General features: G+C 61.6%; 17 protein-coding genes. 7 read left to right on the top strand and 10 right to left on the bottom strand.

Features of this window, described 5'->3' with window-relative positions; genetic code table 11:
* Positions 1–165: 165 nt before the first annotated feature.
* The 3 genes from FKZ61_RS22870 to FKZ61_RS22860 all read right to left on the bottom strand — a co-directional run bounded on the left by FKZ61_RS22870 (position 166) and on the right by FKZ61_RS22860 (position 4,535).
* Complete coding sequence (locus FKZ61_RS22870) at positions 166–1,356, bottom strand: ABC transporter permease (protein ID WP_141612483.1); 1,191 nt, start codon at positions 1,354–1,356, stop codon at positions 166–168.
* A gap of 5 nt (positions 1,357–1,361) precedes the next feature.
* Positions 1,362–2,348, bottom strand: coding sequence for an ABC transporter permease (locus tag FKZ61_RS22865; protein WP_141612482.1), 987 nt, complete (start codon positions 2,346–2,348; stop codon positions 1,362–1,364).
* A gap of 168 nt (positions 2,349–2,516) precedes the next feature.
* Complete coding sequence (locus FKZ61_RS22860) at positions 2,517–4,535, bottom strand: ABC transporter substrate-binding protein (protein ID WP_170200206.1); 2,019 nt, start codon at positions 4,533–4,535, stop codon at positions 2,517–2,519.
* Between the two features lie 489 nt (positions 4,536–5,024).
* On the opposite strand from FKZ61_RS22860, the gene FKZ61_RS22855 reads away from it, so the two are divergent.
* A complete protein-coding gene (locus tag FKZ61_RS22855; RefSeq protein WP_170200204.1) occupies positions 5,025–7,976 on the top strand; it encodes a S8 family serine peptidase in 2,952 nt (983 codons plus the stop codon).
* Positions 7,977–7,998: 22 nt separating this feature from the next.
* Here the strand turns inward: FKZ61_RS22855 and FKZ61_RS22850 are convergent, their stop codons facing one another.
* Positions 7,999–10,752 carry a phosphoenolpyruvate synthase gene (locus tag FKZ61_RS22850; RefSeq protein ID WP_211358701.1) on the bottom strand — a complete coding sequence of 918 codons (2,754 nt, stop codon included), beginning with the start codon at positions 10,750–10,752 and terminating at the stop codon, positions 7,999–8,001.
* 278 nt (positions 10,753–11,030) lie between these two features.
* On the opposite strand from FKZ61_RS22850, the gene FKZ61_RS22845 reads away from it, so the two are divergent.
* Entirely contained in the window at positions 11,031–11,603 is a 573-nt protein-coding gene (locus tag FKZ61_RS22845) for a TetR/AcrR family transcriptional regulator (protein ID WP_141612476.1), read from the top strand.
* A 15-nt stretch (positions 11,604–11,618) separates the two neighbouring features.
* Here FKZ61_RS22845 and FKZ61_RS22840 read toward each other — a convergent pair whose 3' ends face one another.
* The 4 genes from FKZ61_RS22840 to FKZ61_RS22825 form a co-directional block, all read right to left on the bottom strand.
* Positions 11,619–12,656: a YihY/virulence factor BrkB family protein gene (locus FKZ61_RS22840; protein ID WP_211358700.1), complete on the bottom strand. Its 1,038-nt coding sequence runs from the start codon at positions 12,654–12,656 to the stop codon at positions 11,619–11,621.
* Positions 12,657–12,760: 104 nt separating this feature from the next.
* Positions 12,761–13,216: an MgtC/SapB family protein gene (locus FKZ61_RS22835; protein WP_141612473.1), complete on the bottom strand. Its 456-nt coding sequence runs from the start codon at positions 13,214–13,216 to the stop codon at positions 12,761–12,763.
* A gap of 6 nt (positions 13,217–13,222) precedes the next feature.
* Positions 13,223–14,158 carry a mechanosensitive ion channel family protein gene (locus tag FKZ61_RS22830; protein WP_141612472.1) on the bottom strand — a complete coding sequence of 312 codons (936 nt, stop codon included), beginning with the start codon at positions 14,156–14,158 and terminating at the stop codon, positions 13,223–13,225.
* A gap of 335 nt (positions 14,159–14,493) precedes the next feature.
* Positions 14,494–14,655, bottom strand: coding sequence for a hypothetical protein (locus FKZ61_RS22825; protein ID WP_170200200.1), 162 nt, complete (start codon positions 14,653–14,655; stop codon positions 14,494–14,496).
* A 137-nt stretch (positions 14,656–14,792) separates the two neighbouring features.
* On the opposite strand from FKZ61_RS22825, the gene FKZ61_RS22820 reads away from it, so the two are divergent.
* The 5 genes from FKZ61_RS22820 (at position 14,793) to FKZ61_RS22800 (ending at position 19,779) form a co-directional block, all read left to right on the top strand.
* Positions 14,793–16,142, top strand: coding sequence for an ABC transporter substrate-binding protein (locus FKZ61_RS22820; protein ID WP_141612470.1), 1,350 nt, complete (start codon positions 14,793–14,795; stop codon positions 16,140–16,142).
* Between the two features lie 123 nt (positions 16,143–16,265).
* The gene (locus tag FKZ61_RS22815) at positions 16,266–17,174 is read left to right on the top strand and encodes a carbohydrate ABC transporter permease (RefSeq protein WP_141612469.1); all 909 of its coding nucleotides are present in this window, start codon (positions 16,266–16,268) and stop codon (positions 17,172–17,174) included.
* Between the two features lie 9 nt (positions 17,175–17,183).
* Positions 17,184–18,098: a carbohydrate ABC transporter permease gene (locus FKZ61_RS22810; RefSeq protein ID WP_141612468.1), complete on the top strand. Its 915-nt coding sequence runs from the start codon at positions 17,184–17,186 to the stop codon at positions 18,096–18,098.
* A gap of 3 nt (positions 18,099–18,101) precedes the next feature.
* Positions 18,102–19,244: a galactonate dehydratase gene (gene dgoD, locus FKZ61_RS22805; RefSeq protein WP_141612467.1), complete on the top strand. Its 1,143-nt coding sequence runs from the start codon at positions 18,102–18,104 to the stop codon at positions 19,242–19,244.
* 217 nt (positions 19,245–19,461) lie between these two features.
* Complete coding sequence (locus FKZ61_RS22800; RefSeq protein WP_141612466.1) at positions 19,462–19,779, top strand: type II toxin-antitoxin system Phd/YefM family antitoxin; 318 nt, start codon at positions 19,462–19,464, stop codon at positions 19,777–19,779.
* 21 nt (positions 19,780–19,800) lie between these two features.
* Here FKZ61_RS22800 and FKZ61_RS22795 read toward each other — a convergent pair whose 3' ends face one another.
* Positions 19,801–20,997, bottom strand: coding sequence for a mandelate racemase/muconate lactonizing enzyme family protein (locus FKZ61_RS22795; RefSeq protein WP_141612465.1), 1,197 nt, complete (start codon positions 20,995–20,997; stop codon positions 19,801–19,803).
* Positions 20,998–21,297: 300 nt separating this feature from the next.
* Positions 21,298–21,935: DUF11 domain-containing protein (locus tag FKZ61_RS22790; protein WP_141612463.1), on the bottom strand; the 638-nt coding region annotated here is incomplete at its 5' end.

Genomic DNA, 21,935 nt, shown 5'->3' with positions numbered 1-21,935 from the left:
TGGCGGAGGCTATCGGTGACTTCCCTGCCAAAAGGGCATTTTTGAACGCAAAGGCGCAAAGAAATGCAGGAGAGAGTCACCCGAATCGGCGTTCATCTGCGTAGGTCAGCGTCCTCATTTGACCTTTTTGCAGCAGAGCCATCGGCGAATTTCTGCCGGGATTTACTACGTGTATGGATCGGCGGCGTCCCGCAGGCCGTCGCCCAGGATGTTCAGGCTGAGGACGGTGATGATCACCGCCAGGCCGGGAATCAGCAGCCACGGCGCCAGCACAATGGACTGGAGGTTCTGCGCCTCCTGCAGGAGCACCCCCCAGCTGATGGCCGGCGGGCGCAGGCCCAGCCCCAGAAAGCTGAGGAAGGTCTCGTTGATGATCATCACCGGAATGGCCAGGGTGCTGGCGGCGATGATGTGGCTGGCCATGGTGGGCAGGATGTGGCGGAAGATGATGCGGCCTCGCCTGCAGCCCGAAAGCCGGGCCGCCACCACGAAGTCCTCCTCCCGCAAGGCCAGGAAGCGCCCCCGCACCTCCCGAGCCAGGGTGGTCCAGCCGATGAGGCTGAGGATCACCGTGATGGCAAAGTAGACCTGGACCACAGACCAGGTGCGGGGCAGGGCGGCGGTCAGGGCCATCCAGATGGGAATGGGCGGCAACGACTGGAGCAGCTCGATGGCCCGCTGGATGACCAGGTCCACCACGCCGCCAAAATAGCCGGAGATGCCGCCCAGCAGGATGCCCAGGAAGATGCTCAGAAAGACGGAGACCAGCCCAACGGAGAGGGAGACCTGGGTGCCGTACATGAGCCGCGACCACTGGTCCCGGCCCAGGCGGTCGGTGCCCAGCAGGTGGATGCGAACCGAATCGTCGGAGACGGCCGGGCCGATCAGGTGGATGTCGGATGTGAACAGACCCAGGATCTTGTACTCGTGGCCGCGCACGAACAGTCGCACCGGGATCTTCTGGCTCTCGTCCAGCCGCCATTCCATGCGCAGGGTGCGGGGGTTGCGCTCGCCCTTGACCCCGTAGACGAAGGGACGAAGGCGGCCCTGGTCGAACAGATGCACCCACTGCACAGGCACGAACAGCTCATTGGCGTTGGTCTCGTTGGGGTCCTGGGTGCTGAAGAAGCCCGGGGCCGCGGCCACCATGGCCACAAAGAGCAGGACGACGCCGCTGACCAGGGCCAGGCGATGGCGCTTGAAGCGCCACCAGATCAGCTTCCAGTTGGGCGCCACGTAGAACGCCTCGGCCTTTTCCGCGCCCACCAGAGGCAAGGCCACCACACCTTCATCCGCCCCGGACGAAGGCGTTTGGTCGCGGTGGGCCGAGGGTCCAGGTACCAATGGTTCAGCCATGCTCCCTACTCCTCCATGCGAATACGCGGGTCAATCCAGGCCAGCAGGATGTCGGAAATCAACGTGCCGATGATGGCCAGGAAGCAATAGATCAGGACGATGGCGCCGGCCAGGAACATGTCCTGGTTGGTGAGGGAGCGCAGCAACATGGGGCCGATGGTGGGCAGGTTCAACACGGTGGCCACGATGACACTGCCCGAGAAGAGCTGGGGCAGGTACCAGCCGATGGTGCTCACCAGGGGATTGATGGCCAGCCGTACCGGGTAGCGCAGCACCAGTTGCCACTCGGAGAGCCCCTTGGCCCGGGCCATCTCCACGTAGGGCTTGTGGAGCTCGTCCAGCAGGTTGGCCCGCATGATGCGGGCCAGGCGGGCCGTGCCGTCCATGCCCAGGATCACCACCGGCAGCCAGATATGTTTCAGCAGATCCAGCACCCGGCCCCAGCTCCACGGCGCGTCCACATATTCAGGCGAGAAGAGGCCGGTCACGCTCACCCCGAAATATTTGAAAGCCAGCCACATGAGTATCAGGGCAGTCATAAAGGTGGGGGTGGCCACGCCCATGTAGTTGAAGACCGTGAAGAAGTAGTCCAGCCAGGAATACTGGTGGGTGGCCGAGTAGATGCCGATGGGGATGGCCACGGCCCAGGTGAAGATCAGGGTGAAGAACGCGACGGAGACGGTCAGCATCAGGCGGTCCTGGATCAGCTGCAGGTTCGGGCGCTGCCAGTCCAGGGAAACGCCCAGGTCCCCCCGCAGGATGCGGCCCACCCACTTCAGGTACTGCACCGCCATGGGTTGGTCCAGGCCGTACATCTGGCGCAGGGCCTCGATCTGGGCCTGATCCATGGAGGAGCCCGAAGCTGCCAACTCGGCGATGTAGCTGGTCAGGAAGTCCCCAGGCGGCGCCTGGATCACGAAGAAGGCGAAAACCGAAAAAATGAATAGGAGCAGAGGAAGGAGTAGCAGCCGTTTGATGGTATAAGCCAGCACCGTTCTAACCTCCCAGCAGCCGGCAAAGTGCCCTGGGGCGCTTTAACTCAAAAAGAGTCCACGTGGGCACAGCCACATGCTGGCCCACGTGGACAGAATGGATGAACGTCAGCTGTGAACGAAAGCGCATCACCGGACGACCCACAACCTGATCAGGAACGTCAGAGTTCACCGCTTGAAGAAATATTGCTCCGGCCGGGTGTTGCCCGGGGTGCGCAGGGGCCAGTCGTTGCCTGCCGTCTCCGGCACGTTGCGCAGGTCCTGGTTGACCACCACTACCCCCTGGATCATGGGCGTCAGCCCCACGGTGCCGATCTCCCAGATGTTGTCTGCCCAGATGCGGAAGAGCTCCTGGGCCAGCTCGATCTGGCGCTCCCGTCCGGAGACTTTGGCCTCGTCGATGATCTCCACCAGCCGCTTGATCTCCGGCGGCGGCTCCATCCCTTCCTGGCCGTTGGTCTCGTACCACTTCCGGAACAGGGGACCGAAGGTCAACGCCGGCGAGCTGCGGGGATCCATCTTGGGCTGCCCGCTGAAGGGGAAGCCGGTGGTGTCCTCGTTCCAGATTTCGATCATCAGATCGTTGGTCTCCCGCATCTGGAAGCCGAGGGCCCGCTCTCGGATTTCCACATGGGCCCGTACTCCCACGTCGGCCCAGTTTTGAACCACAATCTGCCCCACATCGCTCCAGTTGGCGAAGGCCGGGATGACCTGGATCTCCAGGTCCAGGCGTTCCCCGTTGGGCAGGAGCCGGAACCCTTCCCCGTCCCGCTGGTCCAGGCCGATGCTGTCCAGGAGCTGGTTTGCCTTGTCCGGGTCATACTCGGTGTACTTGTAGGCCCACTCGTCCCCCGGGTAGTAGGGATGCCAGGGGGCCGGCACACCCTGCCGGGCCTCGCCCAGGCCCAGGAAGGCCGACTCTTTGATGGCGTTGCGGTCGATGGCGTGGGAGAGGGCGATGCGGAAATCTTTGTTGCGCAGCAATTCCCCGATGGCCGGGTCCTTCACATAGGTCTGGTTGAACATGAGCACCGCGTCGGAGCCGCCGAAGGTGGGCCAGGTGAGCACCCGATAGCCGCTCTGCTCCGCATTCTCCACCAGCACCGGATAGTTGTTCATCTTGATGTGGCGGCCCTGCATGTCGATCTGGCCGGCGATGGCCGCCAGGTTCAGGGCCTCAGCATCGGCGAAGAAGGTGAAGCGCACCTCATCGATGTAGGGGAGCTGATTTCCCTCCGGATCGACCGCGAAGTAGTAGGGGTTGCGCTTGATGGTGAACACCTGATCGGAAACGGTGGAGCCATCCGGCACCCAGGCCGCGGTGCTGGGGCGCTTGCCACTCAGGTGGGGCAGGGCTTCCACCGAGAAGAGCTCCACCCAGGTGTCAAAGCCCGCCTCCTGGACCTTAGCGTCCAGCTCGGCCGGGTCCACAAAATCGGGATGGAACTGCTCCAGGTAGTGGGCCGGCGCGAAGGCCAGGTTGTTAATGGCGCGATCCGCACCGTCCTTGTTGGCCAGCTCCAGCAGGAAGGCGGTGTTGGGCTGGTTGAAGGTCCACTGGACGGTGTAATCGTCCAGTTTCTCCACCTGGGCCACCGATCCGTCGGCGTTGCGCATCCAGACGGGGACGGTGGGCATGAGCTCTTCGTTGAGCAAGATGTGCTCGTACCAGAAGAGGATGTCGTCCGCGGTGAAGGGCTCTCCGTCGGACCACTTCATCCCCTCCCGCAGGAAGACCTTCCAGACGGTGAAGTCGTCGTTGGACTCCCAGCCCCGGGCGATGTGGGGGATCACCTCACTGCCGTCGGGCGAGAAGCGAACCAGGGCGTCGTAGACCACCCGGGTGTAGTTGTTATGGTCGGAGGGGCCCAGGAATCCCCGGCGCAGGGTACCGCCGTACTGCCCGATCTCCTCCACTACCGGCTGGACCAGGGGTTCCTTGGGGAGGCGCTGGTCGACCGGCGGCAAGGAGCCCGCTTCCACCAGCTCCCGCAGCATGGGGGCTTCGTTGTACTGGGAAGGCGGTCCGGCAGGCGCGGGGGGAGGAGCTGCCTCCTGGGGCGCTTCAGCCGCGGGGGCTTCCGGGGCTGGGGTGGCCGGCGACGCGCACGCGGCCATCAACAGCGCCACGATGGCCAACAGGGGCAAAAGCCGGACGCTCAAAGACTTGGGACGGTTTCGCTGCATGAGGACCTCCTTTTGGTCAAAGATATGGTTGTTGTATACGTCTGTGCAGGTATCCCCCCATCCAGGGTGGGTTCAGGGCCATGGGGGCTGCTCCGGAGGATCACAGGCCAAAGCCCGGAGGAGTCGAAGATCCACCCTGGGCGATTCGGTGAACTATCCGATGGAGTTTGTTGGCAAGACAAGAATTGGGAGAGAATCGAACGTCACTCCTGGACCGTCCAAACTATAGCACGGGCGTCAGGAGGTGTCAATCCGGTTTTTGGGGCCGGATCATGGCGACTTTGTGACTTTATGACTACTTGACGTGCCCCTGGAGATAGCTCTACAATGCACTGCAATTTATTCCAAAATGACTCTCCTGCACAGCCACTGGCGAACACAGGGGCGCCACTACCAACACAATCTCGGGTAGATTCACCCACACTTTCCCCACAGAGTTCCCAACGGACTTCGCTGATTTGGCTCTCTGAAGAAAGGGGCCACGATCTGATGAGCAAATTTCTGATGACCTTTGTCGTGGTAACCCTGGTGGTGGGGGACCTCCTGGCCTTGCGGCCGCTCGACGGTGCCCTGCCACGAGCCATGGCCGCTACCCTGGCCGAACAGGAATCACCGACCATCTTCATCGTCCAGCTCCAGGAGCCCCCCTTGCCCCTCTACCTGGGTCAGTTCCCTGGGCTGGCCGCCACAGCCAATGAGGTCACCGGCCGGCGCAGGCTGAACCTGGAAAGTGCCACCAGCCAGGCCTATCTGAACTATCTGACCCTCAGCCAAGAGGCGGCCCTCAGCACCATGGAAACCAGGCTCCAGCGCACGCTGAAGCCCATCTTTCAATACCGCCTGGCCGTCAATGGTTTTGCCCTCCAATTGACACCCGCCGAAGCAGCCCTGATTCAGACGCTGCCGGGCATTGCACGGGTCCAGCCCGAGGGAGTCAGCGAATCTCTGACCGACTTTGGGCCGAACCAGATGGGTGCGCCAGCCCTTTGGGATGGGAGCGCGGTGGCCGGCGTAGGCACCCTGGGGGAAGGTGTCATTATCGGCATCATCGACAGTGGCATCAACTACCGCCACCCGTCCTTCGCCGACGTGGGCGCAGATGGCTACAACCACACCAACCCCCGGGGACGTTTCTACGGCGTGTGTCATCCGGTAACGGGCGCGCCCTACTGTAATGACAAAGTGATCGGCATCTACGACTTCACCGGCACCACCGGCGGCCTGGACGACGATGGACACGGTTCCCACATTGCCGCCACTGCAGCTGGCAACTTCGTGGATATCCACTACCCCGCGCCCAATGGCCCCCTGCGCCGGCTCTCCGGTGTGGCCCCCCACGCCAACCTGATGATCTACAAGACCAGCGTCAACAACCGGAGCAGTGATTCTGCCATTCTGGCGGCCTATGAACAGGCCATCGCGGATGGGGTGGATGTGCTCAACTATTCCATCAGCGGTCAGGGCATTACCTTCTGGCGCCATGCCGTCGCCCAGGCCCAGTTGAGCGCCCACGCTGCCGGCATCGTGGTGGCAGCGGCCGCGGGCAACGCCGGCCCCTTCAGTTCCGCCCATATGAATGCCATGCCCTGGGTGATGGCCGTGGGTGCAACCACCCACCACCGGGCCATGCCCAATCAGTTGACCGGCCTGACCGGCGGCAACACGGCTCCCCCATCCAGCCTCTGGGGCACCGGCCAGGGACCTGCCTATGGGCCTGCGCCTATCGTCCATGCCCGCACCGCAGGTGATCCCTACTGTGCCCAGCCTTTCCCGGCGAACACCTGGACCCAGGGAGAAATCGTGGTCTGTGACCGGGGGATGGTGGCGCTGGAGGTCAAAGCTGCCAATCTCAAAGCAGGCGGTGCCTCCTATTTTGTGCTGGCCAATACCCCCGAATGGGGGGAGGCCACCCTGCACTATCAGCCTGGTTTCGCCCTGCCGGTGGTACACCTGGGCTACCACAACAGCCAGACCTTACGGGACTGGCTGGCCGCAGGGAGCAACCACCGAGGAAGCATCTCCGCCCCCACCGAAATCCTGGATCCCGCTTTCGCCGATCGAGTGACCTGGTTTAGCTCCCGAGGCCCCAATCCGGTGGTGGCCGACATCCTCAAGCCCGATCTGGCCGCGCCGGGCGCCTACATTCTGGCCGCCGACCTGGCCACTGCCCAGGAGGCTGAGACTTATGCCATCAAGTCGGGCACCTCCATGGCCACCCCCCACGCGGCCGGCGCGGCGGCCCTGCTCATCGCCCTCCACCCCAACTGGTCGCCGGCGGCCATTCAATCGGTCCTCATGTCCACTGCTCGCCATGGCCTGCTCCTGGAAGATGGCTCAACGGCCAGTACCCCCTTCGATGAAGGAGGTGGCCGCATCAACCTGCCCGCCGCGGCCCAGGCCGGCCTCTACCTGGACGAAACTGCCGCCAGGTTCCAGGCTGCGGATCCAGACTTCGGTGGCACACCGCGCACCCTGAACCTGGCCAGCCTGACCAATGGCCAGTGTAGCCCCCGCTGCCGCTGGACACGCACCGTCACCAGCGCGGCCGCTATCAGCGTGACCTGGCAGATCAGCACCACCGCCATGCCGGAAGTGCAAGTGACCACGGTGCCCACCTCTTTTGTACTATCTCCTGGCGCTTCTCAGGTGATTACTGTGGATGCAGTTGTAAGCGCGGGGCCGGGAAGCCAGTGGTATTTTGGGGCAATCACCTTGACGCCGGCCATCCCGGCCCTGGCTCCAGCCCATCTCCCACTGGCCATTCGCCAGCTTCATGCCGTCTACCTACCGGCAGTCACGGCTGCGACTGAAGGCGGCTGGGTGACCATCCTGCGAGAGGATTTCGAGGGAGACTTCCCCGGTTCCAGCTGGAAAGTGGCTGACCCGGGCTGGGCGCGGCGCAATTGCCTTCCCTACCACGGCAGCTTCAGCGGCTGGGCGGTAGGCCAGGAGGGTAGCAGCTCCCTGCCCTGCCATGCTGCCTACCCTAACAACGCCTTCAGCGAGGTGGTCTATGGCCCCTTCAGCCTGACCGATGCGGCCGATGCCAAGGTCGAACTGGCCTATTGGACCAACACCGAGGGAGCCAATGATGTGCTGTTTTGGGGCGCCTCTGTAGACCAGGTCAATTTCTATGGGCGCCGCAACTGGGGGACGACCAACGGATGGCAGACAGCCACTTTCGACCTGACCGATGTGTTCACCCTGGGGGATCTCCGGGGCCAACCCCGGGTGTGGTTTGCCCTACAATTCTGGAGCGATGGCGCGGGCAATTTGCCGGCCGGCGCCTATGTGGACGATGTTGTGATCCGGAAGTACATCACGCCGGCCAGCGCGGCAGATACCAGACGGCCAGGCGATGGCGCAGGAAACGGAGCAGGAAACTGCCCTGTGCCGGCGAATGGGTCGGCGAGTTGTGGAAGGGGGATGTCCATTCCATAGAAGGAAGTTCACGGGGGCATTCTCATCCATTCAATATGTTGTCAATGGCATCACTCTCTCCTTGGCCCTGCCTGGCGCTGGTGTTCTCCTCGACAGCGGCGTCCACACCATCAAGAATTTCCACCAGACCTCGATTTCCATCCACGCGGATATGATGGCCATTGCGGATCTTCTTCGTTGCCTCCCGCACGCCCACCACAGCGGGGATGCCATATTCCCGGGCAACAACCGACCCGTGGGCCAATACGCCACCGATCTCCATCACCAATCCGGCAGCGTTGATGAAGAGCGGGGTCCAACCCGGGTCTGTAAAGGGCGCAACCAGGATTTCACCTGGCTTCAGGCTCTCGTTCGTCGGATCGTGAATCACATGCGCCACACCCTCCACCACACCGGGCGAGACGGGATTGCCCTGCAGCGCGTTCGGCGGCGCGCCTGCAACCTGGTAACGCACCACGGGCGTTTCCCCATCACTGGTGATAATCAGCGGCGGAATGAGCTTCTGATAGCGTTCCAGGTCCGCCCTGCGTCGCGAAATGACCGTGCCCCAGTCTGTGGCATCTTCATCCCAGATGGCCAACAGCTCCCGCCAGGTCAGGAACCAGATATCGTCTGGTGTGGCGAGTTTGCCCTCTGCAACCAGGCAGGCGGCGTTTTCCTTCAGGACTTGCTTGACCTCCCACAGGAAGCGCACAGCCAGGAATTTGTGATGCTCGCGCATGCCTCCCACCGTGGTGAGCACGTGATACAGGCGCTTCAAAAGACGCACGCGCAAAGGTCCCATCAGGCCCCGTTGGGCAAGCGAAAGCAATTCGATAAAAGCTTCTTCGCGGGCCTGGGCCTGTGCGGTGAAGTGGATGCGGCTGTTGGTTTCCTTCTCGATGTGTCCGGCAATCACCCGTAACAGGGGTAGGGGATCTTCATACCAGCGGGGCATCATGATGTCGATTTCTGCGGGACCGCGCGCGCCGTAACGAGTCAAGAATTCCTGCCATGCTTTCAAAAATAGCCGTCCGTCCTCAGTCTGGGCGGTCTTGTCCAGCCAGGCATGGGCGTCATTTTCCAAATGCTTGAATCGTTCCACCAGGACGGGGGATCGTCGCGCCAGCGCGGCCAGATCGCTAAGGCTCAGATTCATTTCGTTCACCACGTTGCCGGGGATACCGAGGGTGAGCGATTCTACTTTCTCGGGGGGCAGCCAATGCCTGGCCAGTCTTGGCAACAGACGCGTGGCCGCGATGCCGGCCGCAGCCTCGGGCACCCAGTTTAAGAAGAAAGGAAAAAGCTCGCCCATGGCGGCCAACATCTCCTGGATCTGGGCTTTCCCTGGCGGCTGTGCTCGGAAGCGGCGTCTTATCTTCGCAATGAAAGTATCCATGAGCTCGTTGGTTTGTGCCACGAAATCGCTCAGATCGCGCCACCACAGCCCCAGGAAGACCCGACCCAGAATCCGGAGCACACCCCGGAGAAATCGGTACGAGAAATGCATCCTGTGGGGACCTCGAAATTCGGGCCGCTGCATGACGAGACGTAAGGCCTGGGGAGCGAGTGCGTCAAACTGGCTGGTCAGGATGAACACGCCCCGACGCAGGATGGGATGCCGCAGAGGCTGGGTGATATCCGCGAACAGTCGGCCACCGCTGGTCCGCAGGTAAGGGTTGTCGAACTGGCCGGGCTCGTGACCGAATGGGATCAGAAGGGGGAAGGTAGACAGACTCAGGGGAGCCATGGCCCGGGTCATGTTTTGCTGATGCCCCATGCTGAAATAGATGTGTAAGGTGCCGTCGGGAGAAGCCAGACCGTCAATGGGATAAAGGGATGTAATGGGGCGGGTCTGTAACAGGTAAATACGATCCTCGGCGATGGCCCATTCCAGGTCCTGGGGTTGACCATAATGGGATTCCACACGGCAGCCCAGATCGGCCAGGGCCAGGATTTGGGCATCGTTGAGAGCAGCACGGGTGCGCATCTCCGGTGGCAACACTTCCTGCCGGGTGCCACCGCCCGGGTCAGGCCAGATGGCGACCGTCTTTTCGGCGATTTCCCGTTCCAGGATGGCCCGGGTGCGCTTGTCCACGCGGTAGGAGTCGGGAGAGACAAGGCCGCTCACCAACGCCTCCCCCAACCCAAAGCTGGCATCAATGACCAGGGTATGGCGATGTCCTGTCACCGGGTCGGCAGTGAACAAGGTACCGGCCAATTCAGACAGGACCATCCGCTGGACCACCACGGAAAGGGCCACGTCCCGGTGAGAGAAGCGATTCCGAGAACGATAGAGGATGGCACGATCGTTGAAAAGCGACACCCAGCAACGCCGAATCGCGTCTAGCAGAGCGTCCAAACCCCGTACATTCAGGTAGGTATCCTGTTGGCCGGCAAAGGAAGCATCGGGCAGATCCTCTGCCGTGGCGGAAGACCGTACCGCGTAGGCGTGTTTCGAACCGATGCGCTGCCAGGCATTCTGCACCGCCTGGACAATTTCCTCGGGTATGGGGACGGCAACCAGAGTGGTACGTATCTGCTCGCCAATCCGTCGCACGCCCTCCATGTCACCTGAATCAACCCTTTCCAGCAAGGCATAGATGTCTTCCCCCTGGCCGCTGGCTTCAATAAAGCGCCGAAAGGCTGCGGTGGTCAGACAAAAGCCTTCAGGTACCGGGAAGCCGGCAGCGGTCATTTCGCCCAGATTGGCGCCTTTTCCCCCCACGACAGGCAGGTCTGCCGCATGAATTTCAAAGAAGTTTAGAATGTAGGGAACGTGTGACGTCATGGCCATAAAGTCCATCCACGAATCAGATCGGAAAGTCGGTCGGAAAGCAGGAGCAGAAGCACCAGGGTAACGGAGCCCAACGACAAAAAAACGGATGAGTCCAGGACAGGAATAGGGCCTGGATGAACACGGCCAACACGGCTACCTCCTCGAGGGGAAGCGTCTGCTATAGAAGTTGGTGTCCATCAAATTGTGTATGGTATCATAACACCCGACTTAATGTTAGTCAACACTAACAAAACGGTGAGCTTTGAGAAGCCTGCTCCTTTCAGAAGGAATGCTCCATGCCCAAAATTGTCAATGACGAAGCGGTCTTTCGTGCGGTGATCCAGGTCATCCTGGCCCAGGGCTATGACCGAGCGACAACAAAACAGATGGCCAAAGCCGCCGGCGTCAGCGAGATGACCTTATATCGCAAGTATGGCAGCAAGGCTGCATTGGTGAGCAACGCCATCCAATTCATCGCACAGGAGATGGATTTTGAGTCGGTGGTTCACTACAGCGGAGACGTGTATGCGGATTTCCTGGGTGTCGTAACCCGCTACAAGACACTGACCGAGCGCTACGGACAGTTCATGGCCGTACTCATCCCAGAGTTACAGCGACATCCAGAACTGCAAGCCAGCATGGCCCGCCCCTTGCAGATTATGCAGTCCATTGGCGAGCTCATCCAACGCTATCAGCAGGAAGGGATACTGCGGGCGGAGCATCCACTACACGCCGTCGCAGCCCTGCTCGGTCCACTGGTATTTTTTGCCATGGCCCGCAATTCATCCTTCTTAGCCCAAATTCCGCCGGTGGATCTGGAGGCCCACGTTCATGGGTTTCTGGAGGGACGGCGGATCCAGGGCGATTAGGTAGAGCGGGTGCGTTCAAAGGTCAAGCCGAATCCCGCTCGCATCAGACGGGCCAGCAGCTGTCCAGCCCATTGGGGAGTGGGATGGGGGGGAGGATGGTTTCAACCCTGGTCGCGCCCCACCCTCACGGGTTTTGTGGCGCTGGCGGTTGGCATAGGCCTGGGTCAGTTCCGCGCCAAAGAAGAAGATCTGGGCGGAGTAGTAGATCCAGACCAACAGAACCACAAACGAACCGGCTGCACCGTAGGCAGAGCTGATGGAGCTGTTGCCCAGGTAGAGGCCAATCCCGAATTTTCCGATGGAGAAAAGGACGCCGGTGAACACCGCCCCCACCCATACGTCCCGCCAGGCCACGTCAATATCCGGCAGGATTTTATACAACGCGGCAAAGAGCAGACAGACCAGGACAAAGGAGCCGGCCAGGTTGGCCCCCTGAAGCAAAACCTGTAGGGAAGGGGCCAACCCCCGCACAAATTCGTCCAGGGCGGCCAGGGCCGCGCTGAGCACCAAAGAGACCATGAGCAGAAACCCCACGCTGAGCACCATCCCAAAGGACCAGAGGCGGGTGACCACCGCGCCCAGCAGCCCCTTGCGGCGCTGCTCTTGGGGAACCTCCCAAATGACGTTCAAGGCCTCGTGGAGGTGGTTGAAGACGCCGGTGGCGCCAATGAGCAGGGTGACGGCACCGACCACCGCAGAAATCAGGCTGCGCTGCTCCTGATTGCCCTCCTGCAGGATGGTGCGGATCAATTCGGCACCCTCTCGCCCCACAAGCCGCTGAATTTCGTCCAACAAAAAGCCCAGGGCCACGTCCCGACCAAAAGCCATGCCCGCCACGCCCACCACAATCAACAGGAGAGGAGCCAGGGAAAAGGCCGTGTAGTAGGCCAGGGCCGCCGCCAACCGGCTGGCCCGATCTTCCTGGAAGTCCACCAGAGCCCGATGGAGCAGGGCCAGGAGGGGACGTTCCTGGATCCGCTCTTTGAGCCAGATCAGGGGGCCGGCCCATGGGAGGTGGCGACTTTGCTTTTTCTCCGACGATTTCTCTGACAAATTCTCTTTCTCTGACAAATTCTCTGGCAAAGGGCGCTGTTTCATCTTCAACTCTCCATCCTTGCCTTCTTTGGAGCGCACTCGCTGCCGGGTGCCAACCTGGCTTACCCATCCCCGGCGTGGATAGCTTCCTTGAGGGGCATGAACAACCGGAGCAACAACAGGTTGAGCAAGGCCAGCACCAGGGCGATCTCATGGCGGCCAAAGGCCACCGCGATGCCGATGGCGCTGGTGCTCCAGATGGCTGCTGCCGTGGCCGTGCCATGGACCGTGTCGTGCACCTTGAGGATGGCGCCACCGCCGATGAACCCCACCCCGGTAATCAGGCCCTGGAGGATGCGGGCCGTAAGGTTGCCCTGCACCCCCACCGAATCCAGCCCTACCAGCACGAAGCCACAACTGGTCACCGCCACCAGGGGGAAGGTGCGCAGACCCACATTACGAGGTCCCAACTCCCGTTCCAGACCCACGGGCAGGGCAAAGAGGAAGGCCAACAGAAGCCGCAACACCGTCAACAGGAAAGGAGGCGTGGACTCCGGCAGCAGGGCGAGGATGTCCATGGTCCGTCAGCTCCGGGACGACCGGCGGGGCGCGGGTGCTCCATTTTGGCCCGCCTCGGCCTGGTCCCCCTGGGCCTCACCCTGCTCATCGTCCTGACGCGGGGTCTGATCCTGGAACAGGGTGACCTGGGTCGGGAAGGGAATGTCCACGCCCGCCTCGTCCAGCCGGTTTTTGATGGCCGTCACCACCTTGTCCTGCACCTGAACCACGTTCCTTCGGTAGGGAGCCACCCACCATCGGGCCCGCAACACCACGGCTGAGTCGGCCAGCTCGGTGGCCAGCACCTCGGGTGCAGGCTCCTCCAAGACCTCTGGCACGCTGCGGATAGCGTCCAGAATGTGTTGCTTGGCGGCCGTCATGTCATCGCCATAGCCAATGCCCACGTCGAAATCCTGGCGGCGTCGGTCAGAAGCGGTGTTGATGGTGATGGGATTGGTAAAAAGGGTGGTGTTCGGAATCAACACCAGACGGCCATCATAGGTGCGCAGGTAGGTGGCCCGGGTGTAGATCTTCTCCACCGTCCCCTCGTAGCTCTGCACCACGATTTCGTCCCCCTCCTCCAGGGGCGCCGTCAGGAGAAGCAAAAGGCCGGCCAGGAAATTCTGCAGGATGTCCTTAAAGGCGAAGCCGATGGCCACGCTGGCGATGCCCAGGGAAGCCAGCAGCTCTGCCGGAGAAAAGCCCGGCAACATGACCATCAGACCGATCAGGATGCCGGCAATGACGGTGGCCCAGCGGGCCAGCCGTCCGAAGACCAGGGCCACATTGGCCCGCCGATGGGCCTGCTGGAGGAGCCGTTGCACCAAAGATTGCACCATGGGTGCGGCGATCAGGAAGAGGACCATCAGTCCCAGGCCCGCCAGGGTGTAGGGCAGGCGGGCGATGAAGCCGGCCGCGAACTGGGAAAAGCTGTCCAGCAGGACGTTGACATCAAAGGTCACGTAATACCTCCTTACAGGGTCACAGCTTCGGTCGTGGTGGGGGGGCTGGTCAGGCCAGCAGGTTGCCAGCAAAGGGCCCGGGCCACCAGCCACGGAAGCCGCATCTTTTTTCTCTGGAACCACTGTACCGGATGGAGACCTGGGGGACAACGGAGATACCGATAGCGTCTACCTGCCCCATTGGGCAGCCCTGCCCTGTCGATGGCGCCAGGCCGGAAGAATGGGTGGAGGGAGTTCAGCGCGAGCCAGGCGCTCCTGCCGGGCCCAAGCGGGCAACAGAAAGTGTCGATTGTCTACAATACTTACTTGACAAATCTCACATTTCACGATACAGTTTAGTCATCAAAAGCCCATTTCAGCCGCACAAATGAGATCGCCGTTAGATTGACAATTCCCGCAGGGTGGCCTACAATCTGCCCTGCAACAATGGTCTGACCATTTTCATGCAAAACCTGCCCAACTTCACATCCACTTCCTGTTCTTGTTTGTTCATCCATTTCCGGTCGTTCCCCCAATTTATGGTTGCATCTCGAAGCTGTACGCCGATTCCAGCATCGACCTAACGGCGAATCCTTACCACAAGTCCGACAGGCCGGTCTAATTGTCCTATCTACCATCCACCAAGGAGGAACCAATGGCAAAGCATGCTGTCACCCGCCGAGACTTCCTGCGTCTGGCCTCATTTAGCACTGTGGGCCTGGCCCTGGCCGCCTGTGCACCGGCCCCGGCCAGCCAGCCGGCCGCCCAGGAAGGGTCATCGGGCGAAGCGGCCCCTGCCGCAGAAAAGGTCACCATCCGCTTCCATGCCCGCATCGGCCAGCAGGAGGACACCCTCTACGACCTGCAGATGCCCAAATTCATGGAAGAGCATCCCAATATCGAAATCGTCAAGGAATCCTTCCCTGGCGCGGAATTTTCCGCCAAAATTTCCACCATGCTGGCCGGCGGCACCTTGGGCGACGTGGTCTGGAGCGCGCTGGGGCAGGCCAAGATCCAGTTCGCCTGGGCCCAGGGGATCATCGCCCCCATCGACGATCTGGTGGCCTCCCACAACGTGGACCTGAGCCAGTGGTATGAGGGCTGCATCAACGCCATCACCGTGGAGGGCAACCTGCTGGGTCTGCCCTTCAAGGCGCATCCTGGCCTGGCCATCGTCTACTACAACCAGACGGCACTGGATGAAGCCGGCCTGGACTATCCTCAGGCGGGCTGGACCCAGGCCGAGCAGGTGGAGATCGCCAAGGCGTTGACCAAGACCGACGGCGGACGCACCACCCAATTCGGCTATCTGCCCAGCACCACGTGGAAGGCCTTCGTGACCCTCTTCCGGGCCTTTGGCACAGAGCTGCTCAACGAGGACGGCACCCAATTCCAGCTCAATTCGGAAACGGGCATGCAGGCCATCAATTTCCTCTATGACTTTTTCCACACCCACAAGGTATCTCCCACGCCGGAGCAGATCGTGGGCGACGCCAACCAGATGTGGATCAGCGGCGTGCTGGGTATGTACCAGGGCGGCACCTCCGTCTCCGTCACCGGCAGCGCCATCGGCGACAAGTTCGAGTGGATGGTGGCGCCCAATGCGGTAGGCCCCGGCGGCGTGGGTGGCTCCGACTACGAGGTGGACGCCTACTGTGTCACCACCACCACCCAGCATCCGGACGAGGCCTTCCTCTGGGTGCAATATCTCTGCAACCGGGACAGCGGCGTTCAGTTGGGGCTCATCGGCGGCACCGTGGGCGGCCGCCCCGACGTGTACGGCGCCGAGGAGCTGCTGGTCTTCCCCTTCCGGCGGGTCTTCAAAGAGGTGATGGACAACGCCCAGGCCAGCCGCATCACGGCCAACTGGCGCCAGGAAGAGGCCGAAAATGCCTTCGCCCAGCTCATGCAGCCCCTGTGGGCTGGGGAAGAACAGCCCACCCAGGCCTTCATCGACGACGTCACCGCCCAGATCCAGGCCATCCTGGACAAACCTCGTCCGTAGCCTTCTGGCAACAGGCACCTTTGGCCACAATCGGATGTATCCCCAGGGGGTGGGCGGTCTCGCACCGCCTTCCCCCTGGTGTGTTCTACAGGCAGAAACTGAAAAAGATGAAGGGTGGGAACGATGAAGAAATCCTGGTTCGGTACGCCACTTCAGCGCCGTGAGGCGCTGGAGGGATACCTCTGGATCAGCCCGTGGGTGATTGGCTTCCTGGTTTTTTCCCTGGGGCCGATTATCGCCTCTTTCTACCTCAGCTTCACCCAGTACAAGATCGGTGGGACCCCCATTTGGATCGGCCTGGAAAACTACCAGGAGGCGTTCTTCCGGGACAAACTGTTCTGGCCTTCCCTGGGTCGGACGGCCTACTACTCGGTGGTGACTGTGTTCGTGGGCGTCTTCTTGTCTTTGCTGGCGGCCATGCTACTCAACCAAAACCTGCGTGGGCGGTCAGTCTTCCGGGCTATGTATTACCTGCCCTCCCTGACGCCTGTGGTGGCCATGGCCATTCTCTGGGCCTGGCTGCTCCAACCCCAGGTGGGCCTGGTCAACTATCTCCTGTACCAGGTGGGCATCGACGGCCCAGGCTGGCTCACCAGCCGGCAGTGGGCGATCCCGTCCATCATCCTGATCTCCCTGTGGTCCAGCATTGGCGGCGGGCGCATGATCATCTTCCTGGCCGGCCTGCAGGGGGTCCCCAAGGAAATGTACGAATCGGCTGAAATCGATGGGGCCAACGCGGTGCAACGCTTCTTTCACATTACCCTGCCCCTGATTTCGCCGGTCATCCTCTTCAACCTGATCCTGGGCGTCATCGGCAGCTTCAGTGTCTTCTCCCTGGCCTATGTGGCCACCGACGGAGGACCCAACTACGCCACCTGGTTCTTCATGCTCCATCTATACTACAATGCCTTCAGCTACTTCCAGATGGGGTATGCATCGGCCCTGGCCTGGATCTTCTTCGTCATCATTTTCATTCTCTCCTACCTGCAGATCAAGCTGTCCGACCGCTGGGTCTACTACGAGTTTGCATGAGAGGTGGCCATGACTACGACCGAACAACGGGCACCTGCCTACGCAGCCGAAAGCGTGGCAAGCCGGCGTGCCGGCCGCAACACGTGGACCGGGCGCCTCATGACCTTGACCCTCTACGCCATCGCCATTGTGACCGGCATCGCCTTCAGCCTGCCCTTCTTCTGGACCATCTCCAGCTCGCTGAAACCCATCACCGAGATTTATCTCTTTCCGCCCACCCTCTGGCCCCAGGAGATCCGCTGGGAAAACTACCGGGACGTCTTCACCATTGCGCCCTTCGCCAGGTTCATCTGGAATACGGTGGTGGTCACTGGCCTGGCCATGTTGGGGCAGATTTTATCGGCGGCGGCTGTGGCCTATGGGTTTTCTCGCTTCCGATTCCCGGGCCGGGATACGCTCTTCTTCGTGGTTCTGAGCACCATGATGCTCCCCTGGCAGGTCACCATCGTGCCCACGTTTCTCCTGTTCCGCTATCTGGGCTGGATCAACACCTTCCTGCCGCTGATCGTGCCGTCGTTCTTCGGCGGCGGCGCTTTCTACATCTTCCTGCTGCGCCAGTTCTTCATGACCATCCCCCGGGACCTGGATGAAGCGGCCAAACTGGATGGCGCCTCGTCCGTGCGCATCTTCTGGAACATCGTGCTGCCCCTCTCCAAGGCCGCGCTGGCCACGGTGGCCATCTTCTCCTTCATCCAACACTGGAACGAGTTCATCGGCCCCTTGATTTTCCTGAACTCCACGGAGAAGTTCACCCTGTCCATCGGCCTGCGCTACTTTGTCTCCAACCCCTTCGAAAGTGACGAGCCCCGGGAGGCGATCTTGATGGCTGCATCCCTGATCGTGGCCCTGCCCCCCCTGGCCCTCTTTTTCATGGCCCAGAAATACTTTGTCCAGGGCATCGTCACCACCGGGCTGAAAGGATGAATCATGAAAATCACCCAGATCGAAACATTCCTGGTCAACCTGGGTCATCGCAATATCCCCTACGTCAAGGTCCATACCGATGAAGGAATTTACGGCGTAGGGGAGGCCTACTCCTGTGGTCCGGATAAAGCCACGGTGGAGGTCATTCGGGATTTCGCGGAATGGCTGGTGGGCCGTGACCCCCGGGACATTGAGGGGTTGTGGCAACTGATGTACGCGGGTTCCCGCTTCCCCGGCGGCATGGTGCTCAACGCGGCCATCAGCGGCATCGAACATGCCCTGTGGGACATTGCCGGCAAGGCAGCCGGGCTGCCCGTCTATCGGCTGGTGGGCGGCAAGTGCCGGGAGAAGGTGCGGGTCTACCAGTCGCCCCGGGGCGACACGCCGGAAGAGCTGGCAGACAATGCGGTGGCGCTGATCGAAAAGTATGGCTACACTGCCATCAAGATGGGGCCCCTGCCGCCGGGCTGGCAGGCCATGCCCTGGAATCGGGTCCTGCGGGAGACGGAGAAGCGGGTGGCCGCGGTGCGGGAGGCCGTGGGCGACGACATCGACATCGGGCTGGATCCCCACGCGCGCATCTTCGAACCGGGGCGGGCGCTCCAGCTCTGTCAGGTGGTGGCGCCCTATCGCCCCTTCTTCGTCGAAGAGCCCCTACGGCCGGAGAACTACGACGCGCTGACCAAACTGAGCCAGCACACCGACGTCCCCCTGGCCACCGGTGAGATGCTCTACACCCGCCACGAATTCCGGGACCTGCTCAAGCTCCAGGCGGTGGAGATCATCCAGCCCGACATCTGCGTGACCGGTGGCCTGTGGGAGATGAAAAAGATCGCGGCCATGGCCGAGGCCCACTACGTGAGTGTAGCGCCCCACAACCCCTGTGGCCCGGTGGCCACCGCGGTCAACGTCCACTTCGCCGCCAGCACCCAGAACTTCCTCATCCTGGAATACCACGCAGACGACGAGGGCCCCCGCCGGGAGATCGTGGATGAGCCCATGAAACTGGTGGATGGCTATCTGGAGCTGCCGGAGAAGCCGGGCCTGGGGATCGACCTGAACGTGGAGGCGCTGGGGAAGTACCCCTTCCGCAGCTGGCACCGTCCCTTCAGCTGGCGAGAGGATGGATCCCTGGCCTATCAGTAAAGATCCACCCTTGGACTTGTACCACGGCATTGTACAAATCATCGTTCCATCAAACCGCCCCCTACAGTCCAGGACTTGGGATACCGCTGAGGAAACGAGGGCGTCTATATCTTTTGACAAAAAGCGGCGGCTACAGGGATAATTGCACAGAAGCATTGTGTAAACTACACAAATCTGCCAGGCGGTTATACGGCAAGTTCTGGTATGGGGAGTTAGGATGGAAAAGAAAATCAGTGCATACGAAGCTCGACGCCAGCTGGGCAACCTGATCAACGAGGTCCAATATGGCGGCGACACGTACATCATCGAGCGGCATGGACAGCCCGCGGCCGTACTGGTCTCCGTAGATGACTATGCGGCCTGGCGCGAATGGCAAGCCTGGCGTACTGCACAGGCCGATGCCCAGGCCCTCCAACAGCAAATCCTGGAGCGGCGGGGCGGCGAAGTCGTCCCTTCTGCTACGGAAATCCTGCAGGAGGTGCGCAGCGCTTGCATCGGAACGTCGCCGCCGATTTGCCGTGGCTCCATCTTTTAAACGAACTTTCTATTTAAAGCCCTATCCCTGGAGGCTGTCCCCCCGCCGGGCCGAGGGCCGCTCCTTGGGCGTGCGGTCTAGCACGCCGGCCAGGTCCGTGCCGAAGGTCCACTGGGCGCCGGCGGTCATGGCCTGCAGCCTGTCCTCATCCACCTCCACCCCCAGCCCCGGGCCTTCGGGGACCAACAGGTGGCTGTTGACGTACTGGACCGGTGCCTTGACCACATCCGCGGTGTAGAGCTGAGGACCGGTGTTGTCGCCGGGGTAATCCAGCACCCGAGCCGCCGCAGCCAGATGGGCCACCGCGGCCGTGCCCAGGCTGAGCTCCTGGGTGGTACCGATGAGGACGCTGGCCCGGGCGGCTTCGGCCAGGGCAATGAGGCGGAGGCTGGCTCGCAGTCCACCCAACAGGTAGGGCGACACGTTGAGGATATCCACCGCACCAGCGGAGAGCAACTGCCAGCCGTGGTGGATGTGTAACACATGCTCGGAGAGGGGCCGTCGGCTGCGCCGGCGCAGTTGGGCCAGGCCTTCGATGTCGTTGCGGGGTGCGCCGCTCTCCACCAGCATGTAATCGCACAGGTCGTCAAAGCGCTCCAGGGCCATGGCCACCCGTCGCCAGTCCAGCAGGTTGGAAAAATCCAGCGACTTGATCTCAACCCGGCCGTGGAAGCGTTCGGTGAACTTCTTCAAGAAAAGTTCATCCGCCTCCAAATTGGCGCCCACGTAGACCCGGATCAGGTCGAAGCCCTGGGTTAGCTTCTCCTCCACCCGCTGCAGGTTGGGCTCCACCTCCTCCACCGAGCGCATGCGGAAAATGGGATAGCAGACCCGCATGCGATCCCGCAGCTTACCTCCCAACAACTGATAGACCGGCACGCCCAGGGCGCGCGCGTTGAGGTCGTGGAGGGCCAGGTCGATCCCCTGGCGGACCAGGCCGGAGCGGCTGTACATGTGTCCTTCGTCGGGGAAAAAGCGGATCAGGTCGTCCTCGATCTGGGCGATATTGCGTGCATCCCGGCCCCGTAGCAGCTCATTGAGCATGCGCTCCAGCTCGGGAATGTCGAACTGGTACATGGGCACGTGGGAGAGGTCGCTCATCTCGCCCCAACCCACGTGGCTGTCGCCGGCCTCTAGCCGGACGATAACGTGCTGGTTGGCGATCCCCGTCTCTCGGGGGGTGGCGATGGGAAAGAGTTGGATGCGGGAAATTTTCATGATGATTCCTTTGATTTTGTGCAATTGATTTTATGCAGGGATGATCGTCGGGTTGGACATGGCCCAGGTTTCAGGACGGAGGCCTGATCGAAGATGAATGGCCGCCGCCCTCACCCAGTATACGGATTTGGGGAGCATTCGTCTATTATGGAGACAGATGTGGAATCTATGGTTCTGCTGTGGACTCAGCGTGAGTTTCCGTAACAATCGGAGGCCGATGTCCACGCCATTGTCGACATCGGCCTCGCCGCGAAATTTAAAATGTATGGACCATGTCGGCCGCTTCGGCCTGCAGGAAATCTACTCTGTCCCTCTCTGGATCAGAGGCAGATAAACGGCGCTCCCCGGTTGGTCGGTCACCTGGAACCAGGCCGTGCTGATGTTGTTCGCCAGGGAGATCTCCTGGGAGGCGGCGATTTCAACGGTGTTGGCCACCTGGGAGCCGGGCTGCAGTCCAGATGCAACCTGCGCGACCAGGGTAATGCTCCCACCAGCCTGGGGCGCCAGGGAATCCAGCTGCCATCGGTAGGTGTTGCCGCTGCTGGTATCCACCAGCGGTGCGCCACTGGTGTACACCTGGCTGACCGTGAGGGAGACCGGAATGACATCTGTGATCACCACGTCCGTAGCAGCAAGTTCACCCACATTGCTGTAGGCGATGGTGTAAGTTACCGTGGAACCCGCCGGTCCACTGGTCGGCTCCACCCACAGGCTCACCGCCACGTCCGCCGGAGGAGAGGTATTACCGGGTTCCTCCATCACCTGGAACCAGGCCGTGCTGATGTTGTTTGCCAAAATGAGTTCCTCTTTTGCGGCGATTTCAACGGTGTTGGCCACCTGGGAGCCGGGCTGCAGTCCAGATGCAACCTGCGCGACCAGGGTAATGCTCCCACCAGCCTGGGGCGCCAGGGAATCCAGCTGCCATCGGTAGGTGTTGC

The organism is Litorilinea aerophila (assembly GCF_006569185.2).
Lineage (GTDB): Bacteria > Chloroflexota > Anaerolineae > Caldilineales > Caldilineaceae > Litorilinea > Litorilinea aerophila.
This window is presented reverse-complemented; position numbering and strand designations above follow the sequence as displayed.